Annotated in this window: 17 protein-coding genes; 4 read left to right on the top strand and 13 right to left on the bottom strand. The window is 72.4% G+C overall.

From position 1 onward, the window contains the following. Nucleotides 1-149: 149 nt before the first annotated feature. A complete protein-coding gene (locus HLK59_RS36460; protein WP_171145906.1) occupies nucleotides 150-2,150 on the top strand; it encodes a condensation domain-containing protein in 2,001 nt (666 codons plus the stop codon). A gap of 67 nt (nucleotides 2,151-2,217) precedes the next feature. On the opposite strand, the gene HLK59_RS36455 is transcribed toward HLK59_RS36460, so the two are convergent. The 9 genes from HLK59_RS36455 to HLK59_RS52125 form a co-directional block, all read right to left on the bottom strand. Further along, nucleotides 2,218-3,144 carry a diiron oxygenase gene (locus tag HLK59_RS36455; protein ID WP_171145905.1) on the bottom strand — a complete coding sequence of 309 codons (927 nt, stop codon included), beginning with the start codon at nucleotides 3,142-3,144 and terminating at the stop codon, nucleotides 2,218-2,220. Further along, nucleotides 3,141-5,954, bottom strand: coding sequence for a condensation domain-containing protein (locus tag HLK59_RS36450; protein ID WP_171145904.1), 2,814 nt, complete (start codon nucleotides 5,952-5,954; stop codon nucleotides 3,141-3,143). Before HLK59_RS36450 ends, HLK59_RS36455 begins: the two co-directional genes overlap by 4 nt. Before the next feature lie 40 nt (nucleotides 5,955-5,994). After that, nucleotides 5,995-7,272 carry an MFS transporter gene (locus tag HLK59_RS36445; protein ID WP_171145903.1) on the bottom strand — a complete coding sequence of 426 codons (1,278 nt, stop codon included), beginning with the start codon at nucleotides 7,270-7,272 and terminating at the stop codon, nucleotides 5,995-5,997. Then, nucleotides 7,256-7,531 carry a phosphopantetheine-binding protein gene (locus HLK59_RS36440; protein WP_171145902.1) on the bottom strand — a complete coding sequence of 92 codons (276 nt, stop codon included), beginning with the start codon at nucleotides 7,529-7,531 and terminating at the stop codon, nucleotides 7,256-7,258. Before HLK59_RS36440 ends, HLK59_RS36445 begins: the two co-directional genes overlap by 17 nt. Then, the gene (locus HLK59_RS36435) at nucleotides 7,524-9,161 is read right to left on the bottom strand and encodes an amino acid adenylation domain-containing protein (RefSeq protein ID WP_171145901.1); all 1,638 of its coding nucleotides are present in this window, start codon (nucleotides 9,159-9,161) and stop codon (nucleotides 7,524-7,526) included. Before HLK59_RS36435 ends, HLK59_RS36440 begins: the two co-directional genes overlap by 8 nt. Further along, complete coding sequence (gene ccrA, locus HLK59_RS36430) at nucleotides 9,158-10,501, bottom strand: crotonyl-CoA carboxylase/reductase (protein WP_171145900.1); 1,344 nt, start codon at nucleotides 10,499-10,501, stop codon at nucleotides 9,158-9,160. The genes HLK59_RS36435 and ccrA overlap by 4 nt, the downstream gene beginning before the upstream one ends. Nucleotides 10,502-10,530: 29 nt before the next feature. Continuing rightward, the gene (locus HLK59_RS36425; protein WP_171145899.1) at nucleotides 10,531-11,985 is read right to left on the bottom strand and encodes a methylmalonyl-CoA mutase family protein; all 1,455 of its coding nucleotides are present in this window, start codon (nucleotides 11,983-11,985) and stop codon (nucleotides 10,531-10,533) included. Between the two features lie 3 nt (nucleotides 11,986-11,988). Beyond that, a complete protein-coding gene (locus HLK59_RS36420; protein WP_171145898.1) occupies nucleotides 11,989-12,252 on the bottom strand; it encodes a phosphopantetheine-binding protein in 264 nt (87 codons plus the stop codon). Between the two features lie 187 nt (nucleotides 12,253-12,439). Then, a complete protein-coding gene (locus HLK59_RS52125) occupies nucleotides 12,440-13,096 on the bottom strand; it encodes a LuxR C-terminal-related transcriptional regulator (RefSeq protein ID WP_346779891.1) in 657 nt (218 codons plus the stop codon). A gap of 370 nt (nucleotides 13,097-13,466) precedes the next feature. Between HLK59_RS52125 and HLK59_RS36410 the strand changes: the two genes are divergently transcribed. After that, nucleotides 13,467-13,874, top strand: a complete 408-nt coding sequence (locus HLK59_RS36410; protein ID WP_171145897.1) for a hypothetical protein — start codon at nucleotides 13,467-13,469, stop codon at nucleotides 13,872-13,874. 82 nt (nucleotides 13,875-13,956) lie between these two features. Here the strand turns inward: HLK59_RS36410 and HLK59_RS36405 are convergent, their stop codons facing one another. The 3 genes from HLK59_RS36405 to deoC are packed head-to-tail and all read right to left on the bottom strand — an operon-like array spanning nucleotide 13,957 to nucleotide 17,251. Next, nucleotides 13,957-14,841, bottom strand: coding sequence for an aldehyde dehydrogenase family protein (locus tag HLK59_RS36405; RefSeq protein ID WP_171145896.1), 885 nt, complete (start codon nucleotides 14,839-14,841; stop codon nucleotides 13,957-13,959). After that, a complete protein-coding gene (locus tag HLK59_RS36400; RefSeq protein WP_171145895.1) occupies nucleotides 14,834-16,279 on the bottom strand; it encodes an aldehyde dehydrogenase family protein in 1,446 nt (481 codons plus the stop codon). The genes HLK59_RS36405 and HLK59_RS36400 overlap by 8 nt, the downstream gene beginning before the upstream one ends. A 12-nt stretch (nucleotides 16,280-16,291) precedes the next feature. Continuing rightward, nucleotides 16,292-17,251: a deoxyribose-phosphate aldolase gene (deoC, locus tag HLK59_RS36395; protein WP_171145894.1), complete on the bottom strand. Its 960-nt coding sequence runs from the start codon at nucleotides 17,249-17,251 to the stop codon at nucleotides 16,292-16,294. Between the two features lie 217 nt (nucleotides 17,252-17,468). Here deoC and HLK59_RS36390 point away from each other — a divergent pair, with 217 nt between their 5' ends. Both HLK59_RS36390 and HLK59_RS36385 read left to right on the top strand, forming a co-directional pair. After that, entirely contained in the window at nucleotides 17,469-18,092 is a 624-nt protein-coding gene (locus tag HLK59_RS36390; protein WP_171145893.1) for a PH domain-containing protein, read from the top strand. 116 nt (nucleotides 18,093-18,208) lie between these two features. Next, nucleotides 18,209-19,870, top strand: a complete 1,662-nt coding sequence (locus HLK59_RS36385) for a hypothetical protein (protein ID WP_171145892.1) — start codon at nucleotides 18,209-18,211, stop codon at nucleotides 19,868-19,870. Between the two features lie 22 nt (nucleotides 19,871-19,892). On the opposite strand, the gene HLK59_RS36380 is transcribed toward HLK59_RS36385, so the two are convergent. After that, complete coding sequence (locus tag HLK59_RS36380) at nucleotides 19,893-20,933, bottom strand: glycosyltransferase family 39 protein (RefSeq protein WP_206328015.1); 1,041 nt, start codon at nucleotides 20,931-20,933, stop codon at nucleotides 19,893-19,895. Between the last annotated feature and the right edge of the window lie 220 nt (nucleotides 20,934-21,153).

The following is a 21,153-nucleotide window of genomic DNA, read 5'->3' as shown; positions in this document are numbered from 1 at the left end:
CCTGAGTGGCATGGGCTGGGACGTCGGTTGTGGTGGTTGGTGCGGGTGTGTGGCGGTTTTTTTTGGCAGGCAAAAGGCGGCATCCGACAGGCTCAGGGGGCTCGGGGGCTCGGGGATGTGTATAAGGGACAGGTGGTGGGGCGGTGTTCGTGCGGTTGTCTCCTGGTCAGGAGGCGATGTGGCTGGAGCAGCAGTTGCATCCGGGGTCCATCAACGGTGGGTTTCTGTCGGTGCTCATCAGGGGTGGGGTGAGCGGCGAGCGGGTGCGGGCGGCGTGTCTGGACGTGTGTGAGGACCATCCGCAGCTCAGGGGGCTCGTCGTCGAGGGGGCCGAGGCGCGGATGGTGATCCGGCCGGCGCCGGACGTGCTCCAGTTCGAGGAGCTGGAGCTCGCCGCCGTACCGGGGCAGGAGCTCTCCGCGGCCCGCGACTGGTACCGGGCGCACCGGGTCGGGCCCTGGGATCTGACCACCCGTTCGCCGATCACCTTCTCCCTGCTGGCGCACGGAAAAGACCGGCACACCCTGGTCGTCGGCGTGCACCACATCGCCTTCGACGGGCGCTCCAAGTTCGTCTTCGCCCGCCACTTCCTGCGCGCCCTCGCCACCGGCCCCCGGCCCTCGCGCGAGAACCACGCCCTGCCCGAACACCCCGCGATCGACGAGGAACTGGACGACGTCGTCCAGTACTGGCTGACCGCCGGCCTGCTCGATCTGCCCGGCCTGGTCCTGCCCCGCTCCGCCGGCACCGACGAGGACGCCGCCGTGCGGCCGACGCCCCGTTTCGACCTGCCCGCCGAGCACTGCGCCCGGCTGCGCGAGCTCACCCGGCGGACGGGCGTCAGCTTCTTCACCGGCCTGGTGGCCTGCGCCGCCGCGGTCCTGCACGGGTACGGCAACCGCCGTTTCGTCCTGGGCATCCCGGTCGACACCAGCGTGCCCGGGACCCGGGACCACATCGGCCTCCAGGTCAATGTCGTGCCGTGTCTGATGGAGGTGACACCGCAGACCACCTTCCGGGAGCTCCTCGCGGCCGCGGGGGAGGCGCTCGGCCTCGTCCACCGCCATCGCCGGGTCCCCTTCAGCTGGGTCCTGCGCGAACTGCGCCGACGCCACGGCGTGGACGTCAGCCAGGGCGCCTTCGACCGGATCGGCGTGTCCTATCCGTCGGTCGCGCGCGACCTGGGCGAGGTGGCGGGGCTGGAGTTCGACTGGGACTTCTTCGCGCCCAACTCGACGCGGTCCTTCGACCTCATCCTGCAACTGCGCCGCGAGGGCGACGCCGCCTACGGACGGCTCGACTTCACCCCGGCCGCCCTCGACCAGGCCGGCGCGCGGCGGCTCACGGCCGACCTCACCCGTCTGCTGGGCGCCCTCACCGACCGGCCCGACGCCCCGCTGCACACCTTCGCCGAGCCGTATGTGCGCCCCGCCGAGGGGCCCGTGGCGGCCGGTGAGGCACCGCCCGTCGCGCGCGGGTCGTTCCCCGGGCTCGCCGCCGCGGCCGCCACGGGCCCGGCACTCGCGCCCGTCGCCCACTGCCCCGTCGAGCAGTTCCTGCCGACGTCCGCCGTCGCCGCGTACCGACGCGCGGGCGGCCGTGTCCTGCTGGACGTCGTCGACCCCGCCCTCGGACGGCTCGGCGGGTGCGACTGGCGGGCGCAGGACCCGTACGGCCTCCGGCTCACCGACCCGGCGCCCGGCCGCCCGCTGCGGGTGACCGACCCCGAGGGGCGCACCCTGCCCCGGGGGATCGCGGGGCTGCTCGGCGTCGGCGACGCCCCGCGTCCCGGTGCGTTCCGGGCCTGGATCGACGCGGACGGCCGGGTCCGGCTGCTGGGCACCGCGGACCGGGTGCGGCAGTGGGTCGGGCGCACCCTGGACCCCGCCGAGGCCGAGGCGGTGCTCGCCGCGCTGCCCGGGGTCGAGGAGGCCGCGGTCGTGACCGGCGACGGCGGGGCGCTCCGGGTCCGGGCCGCCGTGGTGCCGACGGCGGGCACGGACGCCGACCCGCGTGTGTGGCGCCGTGCGGTGCGCCGCGCCTGGCCCACGGGCTGGCCGCCGCCCACCGTGCACGTCCTCGGCGGGCTGCCCCGGCTGGCGTCCGGTCAGGTCGACGGCGGCGCGCTCGCGGCGGCGCTGGAGAAGTGACGTACCGGCCACGACGTACGGGAAGAAGTGAGCCCCGGGCGGCCCGCGCCGCCGCCCGGGACCCCCGTCAGTCCGTCAGCCCCAGCAGATGCAGCTGCTCGCGGGCCTCGGGTATGTCGAACGCGCCCACCGACTCGCACAGCCCCAGCGTGTGCCGGCCCGCGTCGCGTACGCCGGCCGCCAGGACCTCCTCGCGGTAGCAGTCGCGCAGCACCTCCTCGGCCAGGCCGGCGCCCACACCGGCCGTGTGCAGGGCCGACCGCACCGGGTCGAGGTCCGGGCGCAGGCAGTCGTCGACGAAGTGCGGCATGGCGCACGCCACCTTGACGCGTGTCGCCGGGGACAGGCTCGCCCACAGTTCCTTGAAGTAGCGGGTGAAGTAGGCGTGGTGGTGCACCTCGTCGCGGACGTGGTCGCCCACGACCTCGCGCACCACCCGGAACACCGTCTCGTCCCGGGGGATCCGCGCCAGCATCCGGGTCACCACGGTCTCGAAGGCGACGACCTGGAGGATGTGGGCCAACGAGCCGTGGTCCGGCAGGAACGCGTGGCCGGTGCGGTCCAGCCGCGCCATGCGCGGGGCGAAGTCGTACGGCAGCACCGGAACCGCCGTGGTCTTCTCCACCTGTTGCACCACGTCCAGGCTGAACAGGGCGTGATAGGCCTCGTCGCTGTAGATCTTGAACGCGTCCAGCCGGGCGCCGGGACCGAGGTCGACGTCGGTCTCGCCGTGCGCCACCATCGCCGCCCCCCGGTTGACGACCTTGGTCTCCAGGTGCGAGGTGAACAGCATGTACTGGTAGAAGTGCTGGGTCAGCAGCGCCTGTCGGGTGTCCGCGCCGAGGCCGGCGAGGCCCTCGTGGCGCAGATGCGGGACCAGGTGTTCGGGGAACACCTTCAGTCCGGCCTCGCGGTCCTCCTGGAGCATCCGGCGCGGGCCGCCGCGCACCCCGGCGCTCTCGTACCAGTCGGCGGCGACGCGGGGCTCCGTCATGACCGTCCTGTTCGCCCGGTGAACGCCGCCGCGACCCGCTCCACCGCGGGGGACGTGAGCACCTCGATATGTGTCCCGGGCACCCGGCACAGCTCCAGCGCCCCGCCGAGCCCCTCCCAGCTCTCGGCCAGCGCCTCCGGATAGCCGGCCGGGTTGTCCGCGCACAGGAAGAGCTGGAGGGGTGCGGTGGTCTTCGCCGGGCTGCCCTCGGCCACCAGGGCGAACAGCCGCGCCCAGTCCTCCAGCATGCGGGCCACCAGCTCCGTGGGCGTGTCGCGCAGGAGGTCCGGGTCGACGCCGAAGCGCCGCATGAGCAGCCGCTGTTCGGTGGCGGGCCCCAGCACACCGGTGCCGTCCCGGAGCACCGAACCGGCGAAGGCGCGCAGCGTGGCGGAGGTGGCGGACATCCGCTCGGCGTCCTCGGCGGTGCGCTGGGCCAGGGAGTCCAGCAGGGCCACCAGGGCGACGTCGTGGCCGAGTTCGGTGAGCCGCCCCGCGACCGAGTGGGCCAGGACACCGCCGAGCGACCAGCCGAGCAGGGCGATACGGCGGCCGGGCAGGGCGTCGGCCAGGGTGGTGGCGTACCGGTCGACGAGGTCGGCGTAGGTCGCGTCGTCGGGGTGGGCACCCGCGACACGCTCCATGCCGACCACTTCGATGTGCCCGGGCAGGAGGTCGACGAGGGGTGCGTAGCACATGAGGGTGCCGCCGACCGGATGGATCAGGGCCACCGTGATGTCCGCGGGGTCGCCCTCGGGAGTGCGCAGGCGCACCAGCCCGGCGGGGTCGGCGGCGCTGTCCTCGGCGAGGGCCCGGGCCAGGGCGGCGACGGTCGGGTTGTTCATGAAGACGCCCACGCCGAGCGGTCGGCCCAGTTCCTCGGCGACCCGTGCGACCAGCCGGACCGCGAGCAGCGACTGGCCGCCGTAGTCGAAGAAGTTGTCGTAGCGGCCGAGGCCGGGTACGCCGAGGAGTTCCTCGAAGAGCTCGACGAGGCGCCGCTCGACGGCATCGCGCGGTGCCTCGTCGGCGCTCTCCTCCGGTGCCGCCTCGGCCGGTTCGGGGTCGGCGGCCGGCGCGGCAGGGGCGGGGCGGCCGTCCGGACCGGTGGGGATCTCGTCCCGTACGACGATCCGCTGCGGCAGCAGATGTGCCGGCACCCGGGCCTGGAGATGGGCCGACAGCTCCCGGGGCGTGGGCGGCTCGGCGCCCGGTCGCGGTACCGCCCAGGCGACGCTCCCCTCCTGGGCGCCGGGCGGCCGCACCACGGCGGCGGCCAGCACACCCGGATACGCCTCCAGGACCGCCTCGACGGGGTCGCGCCACAGCTCGAACCGTCCGTCCGGGGCGAACCGGCCGCGTTCCCCGGTCGGCACGAGCCGCCCGGCCTCCTCGGTGTGCACGGCGCCGTGGAACCCGAGCGGCAGCATCCGGCCTCGACCGTCCAGCACGGATCGGCCGGTCGCGGAACGCAACTCCCTTATGTGCGACCGCTCCTGGGTGTCCATCAGCTCGACGTCCCCGACCGCCGCCTCCGGATCCGCCAGCAGGCCGTCCAGCAGCCGCAGGAACACCGCGGTCAGCCGCTCGGCCGTGGCCCGGGAGAACCGCTGCGCGCTGTAGGCGAAGTCGCCCTTGAGGACCCCGTACTCGTGCAGCAGGGTCAGCGCCAGATCGAAGTGCGAGGTCGGCCACGGGAACGGCAGCGGCTCCACCGTCAGACCCGGCAGGCTCCAGTCCTGCTCGACCTTGCGCCGGTTGAAGACCAGCGCGACCTGGAACAGCGGGTTGCGGGTGGACTCCCGGGACGGCCGCACCGCGTCCACGACCGTCTCGAAGGGCACGTGCTGGCGTTGCAGACCCTCAAGGACGGTCCGCCGGGACGCCTTGAGCAGCGCCGCGAAGCTCTGCCCGGGATCGACCGCGCCCCGCAGCACGACCGTGTTCTGGAAGAAGCCCACGGTCTGCGCGAACCGCTCGTCGACCCGGCCGCTCATCGGCGTGCCCACGGCGATGTCCTCGGCGCCGGTCCACCGGTGCAGCAGCACCAGCAGCGCGGCGTGGAACACCATGAACTCCGAGACCCGGTGGGCGCGGCTCACCTCGGCAAGGCGCGCCGCGACCGCCTCGGGCACGGTGAAGCCGACCCGGTCGCCGGTGAACAGGCCGTGCTCCTCGGGGACATGCTCCTCGGGCAGCGGCAGCACCGGCATCCCGGCCAGCCGCTCCCGCCAGAAGTCGAGGCCCTTCGGATCGGGCTCGGCCAGCAGTCCGGCGCAGAACTCGGCGTACTGGTGCTCGGGACCGGCCTCGGGCAGCGCGGCGGGATCCTCGTAGAGCCGGTGCAGTTCGCCGGCCAGCGCGGTCGCCGCGATCTCGTCGATGACCAGGTGGTGGAAGCACAGCGACACCGCGTGCTCCTCGGCGGCGAGCTCCACCACGTCCACCCGCGTCAGGGGACCGCGCACCACGTCGAAGGGCCGGCCCGCGTACCGGACGACCTCCGCGGCCGCCCGGGTCAGGTCCGCGCCCGGCAGCGAGGTCCAGTTCACCTCGACCCGGGGTGCCGCGTCCGCGGGGTGGATCAGCTGGAGCACCTGCCCGTCGCTCTCCCGCACCGTCAGCCGCAGCGCCTGATGCCGGGTCACCAGGACGTCCACCGCCCGCTGGAGCCGCGCACGGTCCAGACCGCCGCGCACCCGCAGCACGATCGGCACGTTGTACACCGCGCTGTCCGGGGCCAGACAGTGCAGGAAGTACACGCCTCGCTGCTGGGGTGTCAGAGGCAGCACCACGGGGGCGCCGGTCATGGGGATCTCCTTCGGAAGGTGCGGGCGCGGCGGCGGTACGTCACTCCGCGGCGGCGGGTGCCGACTGCGGCTGCGCCGGGGCGGGTCGCGGCGCGGCGCGCAGGGCGCGCAGCCGCAGGGCGAGGTAGCCGGAGCCGCCCAGGACCAGCACGGTCATCACGCCCAGCAGCACCCGGAAGTCGACGCTCGCCACCAGCGCGGCGCTGGTGAACACGGCCAGCACCTGGGGCGCGGTCGCGAGCATGCTCGCCGCCGAGGCGACCCGGCCCTGCAGCTGGTCGGGGGAGTTGCGCTGCACGGAGGTGTACAGGCCGACGACCGCGCCGGGGATGCCCAGACCGATCACGAACACACCCGCCAGCGCCGCCACCACACCGGGCAGGATCAGCAGGGCACAGCCCAGGCCCATCGTGCCGAGCCCGAACACGGTCAGCATCGCCTCCCGGCCCGGCCCCATCCGCTTGAGCACCCGCACCCCGGCGAGGCCGCCCAGCACCGAGCCGACGCCCTTGACGACGGTGAGCACCCCGACGAACGACGCGCTGCGATGCAGACCCTCGTCGGCGACGGCGTAGATCAGCGTCTCGATGAAGCCGAAGCCCAGCAGGCCGAGCCCCATGGCCAGGGAGACCGCACGCAGTTGCGGGGTGCGTGCCAAGTGCCGCACCCCGGCGAGGAGTTCCTGGACGAGCTTGCCGTCCGGCCGCTTCGGCTCGGGCTCGTCGACCTTCACCGCCAGCACGCACAGGGCGCACGCCAGGAACGTCACCACTTCCAGGCCGGCCACGGCACGCGGCCCGACCCACGTGTACAGCGCCGCGCCGACCGCGGGCGCGACGAGCATGCCGCCCTCCTGGAGCGTGCGCATCAGCGCGTTGGTGGGCCCCAGTTCCTCGGCCGGCACCAGCCGGGTGAGCAGCGCGCTGCCCGCCGCGTTGTGCATGCCGACGCCCAGGCCGATGCCGAACAGCACCAGATACAGCAGCCACGCCTGGTCCTTGTCGTGGACCAGGAAGGCCAGGCACACCCAGCCGGCCAGCGCGAAGTTGATCAGCGCGATCAGCGGCCGGCGCCGGTAGCGGTCCACGACCAGACCTAGGAACGGGGCGCCGAGCCGGGGCAGCACATAGGCGGCGAAGGCCAGTCCGGCCGCGCCGTTGGAATCCGTCAGGTCCTTCATCCAGATGCCGAGCGCGATCCACAGCGCGGCATCGCCGAACAGCGAGACGGATGTCCCGGCCAGCCACAGCCGTACGTTCCGCTTGTTCGCGGCGGCCGTCGGCGCTCCGCTCTCGGCGGGGTCAGAGCCGGTCGCCATGTGTCTTCTCCAGTTCCGTGACGAACTCCCCGATCGTGGGGTGGTCGAACACCGTCAGTACGTCGATCGCGAAGCCGAGCCGCTGTTGAAGCAGGGCGGCGAGCCGCGTGGCCACCAGGGAGTCGCCGCCCAGGTCGAAGAAGTCGTCGTCGGGCCCGATCCCGTCGATGCCGAGCACCTCGGTCCAGACCGCGGTGACGGTGTCCGCGAGCCGGTCGCGCACCTCGGCCACCGCCGGCACCTCAGGCAGTTCAGACATAGTGCTCCTTACGTCGCCAGTCGGGGGTCGGCAGGGCGTTCCGGTCGACCTTGCCGTTGGCGGTCACGGGCAGCGCGTCGACGGCCGCGAAGAGTGTCGGCACCATGTACTCGGGCAGCTCGCGCCGGAGTCGGGCGCGCAGGGCGCGGCGGTCCAGCGGGCCGGTGAGGGTGACCCAGGCGACCAGTTTCGGATCGCCCACGAGGTTGGTGCGTACGCCCACCGCGGCCTGGCCGATGGGCGGGTGCTCGGCGAGCAGGTTCTCGATCTCGCCGGGTTCCACGCGGTGGCCGAGCAGCTTGACCTGGCCGTCGATCCGGCCGAGGAACTCGTGGACGCCGTCGGCCCGCCGGCGGGCCAGGTCGCCGGTGCGGTACCAGGTGCGGCCGTCGGTGTCGGTGACGAACCGCTCGGCGGTCAGGTCGGGGCGGCGCCAGTAGCCGAGGCCCACGCCCGCCCCCGCGACCCACAGTTCACCCTCGGCGCCTTCGGACACGACCGCCCCGGAGTCGTCCCGCAGCTGGGCCTCGGTGCCCTGGACGGGGACGCCGATCGGGACCGAGCGGGGGAACTCCTCGTCCGGCGCGATCCGGTGGCACAGCGAGAAGGTGGTGGCCTCGGTCGGGCCGTACCCATTGACGACCCGCAGGTCCGGGGCGGCCGCGCGGAGCCGCCGGACGTGCTCCACGGACAGCACGTCACCGCCCGCCAGCAGTACGCGCAGCGGGCCCAGCGAACCGGCGTCGTGGTCGATCTGACGGTGGAACAGCGCCGCGGTCAGCCACAGGACCGTGATCCCCCGCTCCCGCAGCAGCCCGCCCAGCCCGGCGGCACCGAGGGGCCCGGGCGGCGCCACCTCCAGCCGGGCGCCGTTCAGCAGGGCGCCCCAGATCTCGAAGGTCGCCGCGTCGAACGCGACCGGCGCGAGCTGGAGAAGCCGGTCACGGGCGTCCAGGGTGACGTAGTTGGGCTCGTGCACGAGGTTCAGCACAGCCCGGTGCGGCACCAGCACGCCCTTGGGGCGGCCGGTGGAGCCCGAGGTGTACATGACGCAGGCGACGTCCTCGGGCCGGGGTCGCGGTGCGGGGGCGGGGCTTTCCCCGGGCGGCAGGGGCCCGCCGGGAGGTGTCGGTGCGGTGGGGTCGGGCGTGGCAGCGGGCGTGGTATCCGTCGGTGTTCCGTCGAGCCGTCCGGTCAGGAGGACCGGGACGTCGTGCGTGGCCAGTACCCCGGCCCCCGCCTCGTCGCACAGGGCCAGCCGTACGTCCGCGTCCGCGATGATCCCGGACAGCCGGGCCGGGGCTTCGCCGAGGTCCACCGGAAGATACGCGGCCGAGGCCTTGAGGATCGCGAGCAGGCCGACGACCAGCGACACCGACCGCTCCAGGCACACCAGCACCCGGTCACCCGGCAGCATCCCGCGGGCGACGAGCACGTCCGCCCACGCGTCGGAGCGGCGGTCCAGCTCGCCGTAGGTCAGCTCCTCGCCCGCACCGGCGACGGCGACCGCCGCGGGCGTCCGGGCGGCCCGGCGGCGGAAGGCGTCCGGGACGCTGTCATAGGGGATGCCCAGGTCCGCCCCACCGGCCCGCCGTGGACGCTCCGCGCCGGCGTCGTACGGGAGGATCACGGCCGTGCCACCTGCCCGGCATGGTCGCGGAACAGGCGCAGCCGGTCCTCGCCGACCCGTTCCCGCAGGCCCGGGTCCTGGACGCCCTGGCCCTCCTCGGTGGCCAGGTTCAGCAGGCCCACCTTGCCCTCATGGGCGTTGAGCTGGACGGAGCGGGTGGCCTCCGCGGCCTGCGGCAGGGGGAAGACCCGGGACAGCGCGGGCACGACCATGCCGAGGCGCAGCAGTCGGTTCGCCTCCCACGCCTCGTCGATGTTGGCCCCGTGGCTGCCGATGACCCGCTTGAGCTTCATCCACAGATAGCGGTTGTCGTAGACGTGCCGGTATCCGCTGCTGGAGCCGCAGGTCACCACCACACCGCCGCGCCGCACCACGTTCACCGAGGTCTCGAAGGTGGACCTGCCGACGTGCTCGAAGGCGACGTGCGGGTCCTCGCCGAGCTCCTTGCGGATGACCGAGCCCAGCGCCCGCCACGCGGAGGCGTCGTCCTCGTCGTCGCCGAGCCCCACGTCGTTGCGGTCGACGACGAGATGGCAGCCGAGGCGGTCCACCAGGTCGGCCTTGTCCCGTGAGCCGACCACCCCGACGGCGATCCCGCCGGCCTGCCGCACCAGCTGCACGGCGTAGCTGCCGAGCCCGCCCGCCGCACCCCACACCAGCACGATGTCCCCGGCCCTGATCCGGGCCCCGTGGTCGCCGATCAGCATGCGGTAGGAGGTGCCGAGACACAGCGTGTTGCACGCGGCCTCCTCCCACGACAGATGCGGCGGCATCGGCACGAGCTGCGAGGCACGGGCCACGGCGAAGTCACCGAACGCGCCGAAGTTGGTCTCGAACCCCCAGGCGAGCATGCCCGTGGTCAGCATCCCGTCCCGCTGGGCCACCGGATCCTGCTCGTCGATGTACGGCGGGTTCACCACCACCCGGTCACCGGGGGACCAGTGCCGTACGGCGCTGCCCACCCGGACCACCACACCGGCCGCGTCGGATCCGACGACCTGGTAGTCCCGGTCGTGCCGCGCCTCCCAGTGGCCCTCGCGGGCGAACCGGCCCAGGAAACCGAAGGTCGACATCGGCTCGTACAGCGCGGACCAGACGGTGTTGTAGTTGACGGCGGAGGCCATCACCGCGACCAGCACCTCGTCCGGCGCCAGCTCCGGCATCGGCACCTCGCCGACATGCAGGGTGCGCCGTACGTCCTTGTCACGGCTGTCGATCCCCTTGAACAGGTCCTCGTCCTCGCGGCGCAGGAAGACCGCGCGATAGGACTCCGGCACGGGGCAGGACAGCAGTTCGTCCGGGTCCGCGCCGTGCCGGACCGCGTCGATCAGGTGAGACATCAGGGCAACTCCGCTGGGGTGGGGGAGCGTCAGGTAAGGGACGGTGCCGCTGCCGAGGGGTCGTCGGCCGGTCGCATGGCGGTACAGAGCTGCCCGATGGTGGCCCGCCGCCGGACCGCCTCGATGAGGGCCGGCAGGACGTTGCGGCCGGCCCGGGCGTCGTCCCGCAGCCGGTTCAACTCCGGTTCGCAGTCCGGGCGTTCGATGTCACGCCGGCCGCCGGGCGTGGTGTGGAGCTCGGCCTGGAGGAGCCGGCGCTCGGACTCCGAGGGCGAGGTCTCCCGCACCCCCACGGTGGGTCCGGGGTCGCGGTAGGCGAGCTCCTCGATCTGGCCCTCCAGCCAGCCGCTGCGGATACAGGCCGCCACACCGCCGCGCGCCTCGATCCGCTCCAGCCAGTCGTCGACCTCCTTGCCCAGTTCGTCGACGAGGCCCTCGATCACATGGGAGCCGCCGAGCGGGTCGGCGTAGCGGGCCAGGTCGGTCTCCTCGGCGAGGATCTGCTGGGTGCGCAGGGCGATCCGGGCGCCGAGCGGGCCGGGCGTCTGCACGGCCTCGTCGAAGCTGCACACATGCAGCGACTGGGTGCCGCCGAGGACGGCCGCGACCGCCTGGAGGGTGGCCCGGACGATGTTGTTGAGGGGTTCCTGGTAGGCGAGGGCGGAGCCGAAGGTGTTGACCTGGGCGCGCAGCCGCATCGCCCGGGGTGCGGTCACGCCCCAGCGGTCACGCATCCGCTCCGCGTACCGGCGGCGGGCGACCCGCAGCTTGGCGGCCTCCTTCAGCACCTCCATGTCGGTGCCGAAGATGAAGCTGAACCGGGACGCGACCCGCTCCGCGGAGTGCCCGCGCTCGACCATCCCGGCGAGATAGGCGTCCACGCTCGCCAGCGCGCAGGCGACCTCCAGCGCGGCGTCCGCCCCGGCCTCCCGGGCGTGTCCGCCGGAGACCGAGATGGGGTTGACGCCGGGCAGGTGCTCCATGCAGTACTCGACGACGTCGAGGGCGTAGCGCACGCTGGTGTCCAGGTCGTACACGTACGCCTTGCGGGCGAGGAACTCCTTGAGCATCTCGTTCTGGAGGGTGCCGCGCAGGGCGGCGGGGTCCACGTCCGACTCCTCGGCGGCCACGATCCACATCGCGAGCAGCATCGGGGCGGTGGCGTTGATGGTGAACGAGACCGAGACCCGGTCGAGCGGGATCTCCTTGAACACCGTCTTCAGGTCGTCCACCGTGGCGACGGAGACACCGGTGCGCCCCACCTCGCCGTCGGCGGCGGGGGCGTCGGGGTCGAGGCCGAGCTGGGTCGGCAGGTCGAAGGCGAGCGAGAGACCCGTCTCACCCATCTCCAGCAGATAGCGGAAACGGCTGTTGGTGCTCTCGGCGCTGTAGAGGCCCGCGAGCTGGCGCATGGTCCACAGCCGGGTCGTGTATCCGCCCGGGTGCAGTCCGGCGTCGTAGGGGAACTCGCCCGGTATGCCCATGAATCATTCCTGGGGTGCGTCCTGGATCGCGTCCAGGACCGATATGGCGAATTCGCGCAATTCCGGGTACTCGAAGATATTGAGCAACGGGATGTCCGCGCCGAAGCGGGTGCGCAGCGCCGCCACTATCCGGGTGGCGACAAGGGAGTCGACGCCCAGTTCCAGAAGATTGTCTTCGAGGTGCACTTCGGGGACGTTCAGGGCCTCTGCCGTCACGGCGAGTACGGCGGCCTCGACCTCGGCAAGGGTGACCGAAGCAATGGACATTCCGTCATCCGTTTCTGCCCGTGATGCCGTGCGTGGGCACGGAAGAACGGGGATCAATTACCTGGTGGGGGTGCTGGTTTCCTGATCAACCTAGAAGTCCGCGCGCCGCGGCAGCAACAGGTTCCGGGCGGCAAAGTCGGCAGCAACCTGCCACCCCCGGGCCCTGGTGCGGACCCGGGTGCGGCTGTCAGGTCGCGGACACCAGGCCGTACTCGGCGGCCCTGATCCCCGCCTCGAACCGGGTGCTGACGTCAAGGGACTTGAGGATGGCGGCCACATGGCGGCGGTAGGTGCGCACGGACACGTTCATCTGCCGGGCCGCCGTGTCGTCCTTCATGCCGGAGCCGAGCATCTGAAGCACCTGCCGCTGGATCTCGTCCAGGTGCAGCTCACGGACGTCGCGTGCCGAGGTCAGGCCCTCGGCGTGACCCCACAGCACCTGCTGGAACTGGAGCAGTGCCGCGGTGGCCTCCCGGCGGGCGAGCAGGATCTGGAGCCGGCCGTCCGGTGACACGGTGCGCACCAGGCCCAGTTCGGCCCCCAGCAGGGCCAGGTCGGGCAACGGGGCGTCGGTGACGCGCAGGTGCACCTGACGTGCCCTCACGTCGCCCGGCAGGGTGCGGGAGCGCGGGTCGGTCATGACACCGCGGTCCGCCAGCAGCCGCAGACCGTGCCCGCGGGTGAGGATCTCGGTGCGGACCAGACGCGAGAAATCGGAGAGCGGATGATGCATCGTCTCGACGGCGAAGCGTCCGGTCAACTGCGTGAAGCCCCGGGTGTGCGGGGCTTCGGCGAACGCGCTGCGAAGAACTCCGCAGACGGCGTCTGCGTGTATCGGGTGCACCAGTTCGAAATCATCAAGACCTGAATAGGTTTCGGTGGCGCGTGTGTGCTGCTGAACATCGGCTATGTGCATGGACATGGCCCCCCGGGTCTCAAATTCCATCCTTGATCGAAAGGCTGGTCATCTGACTCACGCACCGCGGCAGGGGTGTCGCCCCCGCTTTGAAGTGATCTTGAGGGTACGTCAAGCGGCCTTATTCAGTCGATAGTTCGAATGCCGCATATCGGATTCCGACATTAAATGACTGCTACTTTTCGCGCCTATGGGGACGCCTTTGAAGTCTGCGGGTCGGCGGTGGAGTGCGCGCCGAACCTCAACTACCCTTCGTGTCGACCCGATTACCCAGTGCAAGTCGAAGGTGGCAGCAGCAATGGCCCGACACGCGTCCTCCTCCACCCCCACCGCCCAGCGTGCGCTGGCCGCCCTCGCGACCGCGGGCGTGGCCCTGGGCGCAGGCGCGGCGACGGCCGCCGCGGACACCGACCCGGTCGTCGACGTCGTGCGCACCCACCCCACCTCGCTGGGCAAGATCGACCCGCAGGCCGGACTCCAGGGCCTCACCAGCACGGTCGGCTATGTCACCGGCCCGGTCAGCGGCCTCAAGCCCAACCCCCTCGCCGGCACCGGCGTCGACCCCCTCGACAACGGCCTCGGCACCCAGCTCGCCGACTTCCAGCCCCTGGCCACCCAGGCACTGACCGGCCCGGTGGCGCAGGCCCAGTCCATCGGCAGCATCCCGGTGGTCGGCCAGGCGGCGGGGCTCCTCAGCAACGGCTGACGGTACGACGGCTGGCGGTGCGCAGAGAGCCGCGTCTTCCCAGGACGGTGGGAAGACGCGGCTCTCCGGTCCGCGGTGGCCGTCAGTAGGACGAGCCGGACGCGCCCAGCGAACCCGTCGGGTGCCAGACCGTCTTCGTCTCCAGGAACGCCGTCATACGGTCGATGCCCGGAGTCGCCGAATAATCCACAGGCTGTGGACGGAGAACGCGCTTCAGATTGTCGGCCGCCGCGATCTCCAGCTCCTTGGCCAGTACGTCATCGGCGCCCGCCAGATCGATCGCGTTGACGTCCTGGTGCGCGGCCAGCGGCGTCGCGATCTCCGCCGTACGGCCGGACAGGACGTTGACGACACCGCCGGGCAGGTCGGAGGTGGCCAGCACCTCGCCCAGGGACAGGGCGGGCAGCGGGGACTTCTCGGACGCGATCACGACCGCCGTGTTGCCGGTCGCGATCACCGGGGCGACGACCGAGACCAGGCCCAGGAAGGACGACTCCTGCGGGGCCAGGACCGCGACCACGCCGGTCGGCTCCGGGGTGGAGAGGTTGAAGAACGGGCCCGCCACCGGGTTGCCGCCACCGACCACCTGGGCGATCTTGTCCGTCCAGCCCGCGTACCAGACCCAGCGGTCGATCGTCGCGTCGACCTGCTCGGCCGCCTTGGACTTCGACAGCCCCTCGGCATCGGCCACCTCGCGCACGAACTGCGCCTTGCGGCCCTCCAGCATCTCCGCGACCCGGTAGAGGATCTGACCCCGGTTGTAGGCGGTGGCCCCCGCCCAGCCGCCGAACGCCTTGCGGGCGGCGACGACCGCGTCACGGGCGTCCTTACGGCTCGACTGCGGCGCGTTGGCCAGCCAGTTGCCCTTCGAGTCCGTCACCTCGTACACCCGGCCGCTCTCGGAACGCGGGAACTTCCCGCCGACGTACAGCTTGTAGGTCTTGAAGACACTCAAACGGTCAGACATCGAGGTATGCCTCCAGGCCGTGCCGACCGCCCTCGCGGCCGAAGCCCGACTCCTTGTAGCCGCCGAACGGCGAGGTCGGGTCGAACTTGTTGAACGTGTTGGACCAGATCACGCCCGCGCGCAGCTTGCCCGCGACGGCGAGGATCCGCGAACCCTTCTCCGTCCAGATGCCCGCGGACAGGCCGTACTGGCTGTTGTTGGCCTTGGCGACGGCCTCGTCCGGCGTACGGAAGCTCAGGACCGACAGGACCGGGCCGAAGATCTCGTCGCGGGCGATGGTGTGCGCCTGCGTGACGTTGGTGAACAGCGTCGGGGCGAACCAGTAGCCGGCGGACGGGAGTTCACAGGCCGGGGACCAGCGCTCGGCGCCCTCCGCCTCGCCCGCCTCGACGAGCGAGGTGATCCGGGAGAGCTGCTCCTCGGAGTTGATCGCGCCGATGTCGGTGTTCTTGTCCAGCGGGTCGCCGAGACGCAGGGTGGAGAGCCTGCGCTTGAGCGAGTCCAGCAGCTCGTCCTGGATCGACTCCTGGACCAGCAGCCGGGAGCCCGCGCAGCAGACCTGGCCCTGGTTGAAGAAGATGCCGGTGACGATGCCCTCGACGGCCTGGTCGATCGGTGCGTCGTCGAAGACGATGTTGGCGCCCTTGCCGCCCAGTTCGAGCGTGACCTTCTTGTCGGTGCCCGCCACCTGCCGGGCGATCGCCTTGCCGACCGCCGTGGAGCCGGTGAAGGCCACCTTGTTCACATCGGGGTGCTCGACGAGGGCCGCGCCCGTGTCGCCGTAGCCCGGAAGGATGTTGACGACACCCTTGGGCAGGCCCGCCTGGCGGCAGATGTCCGCGAAGAACAGGGCCGACAGGGGAGTGGTCTCCGCCGGCTTCAGCACGACCGTGTTGCCGGTCGCCAGCGCCGGGGCGATCTTCCACGCCAGCATCAGCAGCGGGAAGTTCCAGGGAATGACCTGACCGGCCACACCGAGGGGCCTGGGGTTCGCGCCGAAACCGGCGTGGTCCAGCTTGTCGGCCCAGCCCGCGTAGTAGAAGAAGTGCGCGGCGACCAGGGGGAGGTCGGCGTCGCGGGTCTCCTTGATGGGCTTGCCGTTGTCCAGGGTCTCCAGGACGGCCAGTTCGCGGCTGCGCTCCTGGATGATCCGGGCGATCCGGAACAGGTACTTGGCGCGCTCGGAGCCGGGCAGCGCCGACCACTTCTCGAAGGCCTTGCGGGCGGCCTTCACCGCACGGTCGACGTCCGCCTCGCCCGCCTGGGCGATCTCGGAGAGGACCTCTTCGGTGGACGGGGAGACGGTCTTGAAGACCTTGCCGTCCGCCGCCTCCACGAACTCGCCGTCGATGAACAGGCCGTAGGAGGGGGCGATGTCGACGACCGAGCGGGACTCGGGTGCCGGTGCGTACTCGAATGCCGAAGTCTGCATTTCCATGTCCATGGGGTCTCAGTCCACCGTCACGTAGTCGGGGCCGGAGTAACGGCCGGTGGCCAGCTTCTGACGCTGCATCAGCAGGTCGTTCAGGAGCGAGGAGGCGCCGAAGCGGAACCAGTGGTTGTCCAGCCAGTCCTCGCCGACGGTCTCGTTGACCACGACCAGGAACTTGACGGCGTCCTTGGTGGTGCGGATGCCACCGGCCGGCTTCACACCGACCTGGATGCCGGTGGCGGTACGGAAGTCCCGTACGGCTTCCAGCATCAGCAGGGTGTTGGACGGGGTGGCGTTCACCGCGACCTTGCCGGTCGACGTCTTGATGAAGTCGGCCCCGGCCAGCATGCCGAGCCAGCTCGCGCGCCGGATGTTGTCGTACGTCGAGAGCTCGCCGGTCTCGAAGATGACCTTGAGGCGGGCACTGGTCCCGCAGGCCTCCTTCACGGCGGTGATCTCGTCGTGGACCTTCATGTAGTGGCCCGCGAGGAACGCCCCTCGGTCGATGACCATGTCGATCTCGTCCGCGCCCGCGGCGACGGCGTCGCGCACGTCGGCGAGCTTCACCGGCAGGGCGGCACGGCCCGCCGGGAAGGCGGTCGCGACCGAGGCGACCTTCACGGAGGAGCCGGCGACGGCCTCCTTCGCGGCGGCCACCATGTCGGGGTAGACACAGACGGCCGCGGTCGCGGGGGTCGTACGGTCGGTCGGGTCGGGGTGGACCGCCTTGGCGCCGAGCGCCCGGACCTTGCCCGGGGTGTCCGCGCCTTCCAGCGTCGTCAGGTCGACCATCGAGATGGCGAGGTCGATGGCGTACGCCTTGGCGGTCGTCTTGATGGAACGGGTGCCGAGCGAGGCGGCGCGCGCCTCCAGGCCGACCGCGTCCACGCCGGGCAGCCCGTGGAGGAAGCGACGCAGCGTGCTGTCGGACGCGGTGACATCCGTGAGCGGGTGTGCGGGAGATGCAGTGGTGGGCATGGTCACCAGCCGAGCATATCTACGCGCGTAGCGGCTGTACACCCCGAAAGAACGGTTCCTGCGAACGAAGGGTGCCCGGCCCCACCCGAAGGGGCGCGGGGCTGTGTCCGATATGCGGCTCCGCCGCGTGGGCGCGACCAGCCACCGACCACCCGCACTCGCCCACACACCTGGTCCCTCACGGCGAGAAGGCGAACCACTGAGGCACAATCGCCGCATGACGACCAAGGACCGCATCTACCGCTCACCCGCAGGCATCGCCGGAGGCGCCCTGCTGCTCGCCATCGTCCTCTGGCTCGGCATCGACGCCCTGGTCCAGGGCGAGGACCGCACCCCCTGGCTGGCGCTCGCCTCGATGATCCTCACGGTCCCGCTGATCGTCGCCTTCACCGTCCGCCCCGCCGTCTACGCCAACGACGACCGCCTGCGCATCCGCAACCCGTTCCGGGTGATCGTGCTGCCCTGGGGGCAGGCCGCTTCGCTGCGGTCCGGTTACTCCAACGAGGTGGTCGCCGAGTCCGGCGACCGGTTCCAGCTGTGGGCCGTCCCGGTGTCGCTGCGCGCCCGCAAGAGGGCGGCGCGCAAGGACGCGCGCGCCGAGCGCGGTGGCGGTGCCGGACTGCGGCTCGGTTTCGGGGGCGGCGGCGCCGCCCCGGCCCCGGACGCCGGACCGGCCCGGGCCGAGACCGACAAGATCATGGACGACCTGCGCGAGTTCATGGAGGCGCGCAGGACGGCGGAGAGTGCGCAGGGCGAGGTGACCGTGCGCTGGGCCTACGAGATCTTCGCGCCGGTGGTGGCCGGGGCGGTACTGCTGGTGATCCTGATCGCCATCGGCTGAGGCACCGGTCCCTTCACAGCTTGCGGGGCGATGATGCGGCCTCCACCTCGGCCTGCCGCCCCGAACCAGGACCCGAGGACTGCAACCACACCTGTGGTCCGAGTGTCTGGAAGAAAATGAGCACGAACCCTCAGCGGCCGCTGCCGCTGCCCGCCTCCGCGATACCCGACGGCTGCCTCCCCTGGGACGGGGAACAGACACGGCGGTGGACCCAGGCCCTGCCGCCGCGGTGGGTGCCGGTGCGCCTCGACATGAGCGTGCTGGTCGCGGTGTCCCTGGCCGGTTTCTTCGGCTCCGGTGCCCTGGCGCTGTACACCGATGTGAGCCCGTGGGCCGCGGCCGTCGTCGCGCTGCACGCGATCTGGCTGGCGGTACGGCCCGAGATCGTACGGGTCTCGGTGCCGGTGCTGCTCTTCCTGGTCCCCGTCCAGCAGCCGCTGCCGTGGGCCGTGGCGGTGCCCGCGCTCGCGGTCCTGCTGCTGGTCTGGGCGGTCGCCATGCTGCGGCTGGTCGCGCGCGGGCGGCAGCGGGCGGCCGCCCTGGCGGCGGCAGGCGGGGTGACGGCCGTGCTGCCGGACGAGGGCAAGACGTTCCGGCGCGGCAAGCTCCTCGCCTGGTTCGGGCTGGCCGTCACGGTGGCCGGTGCCGCGTGGGCCGTGACGTTCGGGCTCGGAGAGGGCCATGTGCTTCCGGCGTCCGGCCTCTACGTGATCGGCCTCGGCCTCACCGCCGTCCTCTCCGGACTCCTCGGCCGCCGCCGCGCCGCCGTCCTGCGCGGCGCCCCCGCCCCCGTCCTCCGCGTGCTCGTACGGGAGAACGCGGAGGTGGACGCCGAGGTCTACGCGGCCGACGACCTGGGCGCGCTGCGCCCCCTGTTCACCGTCTCGGTGTCCGAGCTGGAGGACGAGGGCGAGCCCTTCTTCGAGGAAGCGGACGACGAGGACTTCGACGAGGAGGCGGCCGAGGCGGAGATGCGGGAGGTCCTCGACCGGATCGACGACGAGGAGCCCGGCCCGCTGCGCGAGGCCGTCCTGTACGGCACGCCCTACGACGGCGCCGAGATCCTCCTCGTCAGCGCCGACGAGGAGCCCGGCGAGCCGCCGCTGTTCGAGCGGTCCCAGGGCCCCGTACGGCCGCTGTCGGACCGGTTCGGACAGAGCCGGGTCGTGGGGGAGAAGCGGGCGGGGACGCGTAAGGCGGCGTACCAGGAACTGGGCCGGCTGGCCGCCGAGGCGGCGGCCGAGCTCGTCCCGGGGGCCGTGCGCCGGTGGCGCGCGGGCCGGCTGGACCGGCTCATCGCCCTGGTGGTGGTCCTGTGGTTCGTCCCGATCGCCCTGGACGAGTCCGGCTGGTTCTGGCGCTACGTCCTGGTCGGCAGCGTGGCGCTGGGCGGCGCCCTGATGCTCCCCGGCCGGCTCGCCTGGACCGTCACCGCCGACAGCGAGGGACTCTGGTTCAACGGGCTCCTGCGCATCCACCACATCGCCTGGGACGACATCCGCGTCGTCCGCTGCAAGGGCACCGAGCTGAAGATCGACAGCCGCCGGTCCGGCTTCCCCACCTGGACGATGTACGGCATCCGCTGGCCGAAGCTGGAGCTGCGCCGCGGCTGGATCCACCCCTACGAGCGCACCGCCGCCGAGATCACCGCGATGTGGCAGGACCCCGCGCTGCGGCCGACCGCCACGGCGACCGGACGGGAGCGGGGCCGCCCGCTGTGGCCGCTCGCCCTCGCCCTGGCGGTGGTCTTCGCGGCGGCGCTGGTGCTGCTGCCCTAGCTTTCGCCGCCGTAGCGGGACGTCACGGCGCACCCGGCCACACCAGGGCCATGTGCGCGCCCCAGTACACCGAACCCGCCACCGCGGCCGTCAGGACGAGGGCGCGGTGGCGGCGGGTGGCGACGGAGAGCCGCAGGGCCAGCGGCAGCAGGAGCGGGAAGGCCGGCAGGAGGTAGCGGGCGCGTGGGAAGTACACACCGCCGCTGGTCAGGACGATGAGCAGCGTCACGCCCGTGAAGACCAGCAGGGGCAGCGGCTGGCGGTCGCGCGCCGACAGCGCGAACAGCGCCACCGAGACGACCAGCACCAGCGTCACCAGCAGCAGGAACAGATGCGGCGTCGGGTCCCGCACCAGCAGCTGGCGGAACTCCCGCAGGGTCCGCCGGCCGCCGTCCATCTCGTTGCTCCACACCCGCTGTTCGGCGAAGTAGCCGTCCCAGCGCCCCACCCGCAGGCCCACCCAGGCGAGGTACCCGCACCAGCCGAGCGGGGCGAGGAGCGCGGCCGTGAGCGCGCGCCCGGAGAAGCCGCGGCGCAGGGACAGCAGGGCCGCCACGGTGACCGCGGCCGCCACCGCGATACCGGTCGGGCGGGTCAGACCCGCGAGCACGGCCAGCGTGCCCGCCCACAGCCAGCGCCGGGTGAGCACCGCGTACAGCGACCAGGCCGCGCACGCCGTGAACAGGGACTCCGTGTAGCCCATCCACTGCACCAGGCCGACCGGGAACGCGGCCCACAGGACGGTGGCCAGGACCCCGACCCGGCGGCCGTACAGACGGTCGGCCACCGCGAACACGCCCCAGGCCGCGACGAAGGACGCGGCGACGGCGAGGCACAGACCGGTGGTGGCACGGGTGCCGGGGGTGACGGCCGCGACCGCCTTGACCAGGACCGGGTAGAGCGGGAAGAACGCCAGATTGCTTCCCTCGGTGCCGACCTCCCGGGCGTAGCCGTGATCCGCGATGCCGAGGTACCACTTCGCGTCCCACTGCCGCGCCAGGATCGGCCAGAGCCCGTGGTCCTGGTGGTGGGCCCACACCCCGAGGAACAGCAGACCCGCCAGGCGTACGGCGGTTCCGTGACGTCGCGACGGACGGGTCTGCGGCGGAGGGGGGGTTGGGGGCGCCCGCCGGCACCAGCGGCGGGGCGGATGGCGTCGCGGCGACGGGCGTGGGGGCGGCTTCCCGGCGCGGCCGGGGCCGGGTGCGGCGCGGCGGGCGGCACCTGGGGGGGGAAGTCGCGGTCTCGGCCGCTGTCGCGGGGACTGGCGCACGCGCGGTGCG

Source organism: Streptomyces sp. S3(2020), assembly GCF_013044505.1.
Lineage (GTDB): Bacteria > Actinomycetota > Actinomycetes > Streptomycetales > Streptomycetaceae > Streptomyces.
The sequence above is the reverse complement of the archived record's forward strand: the minus strand, read 5'-3'. Positions and strand labels throughout refer to the sequence as shown.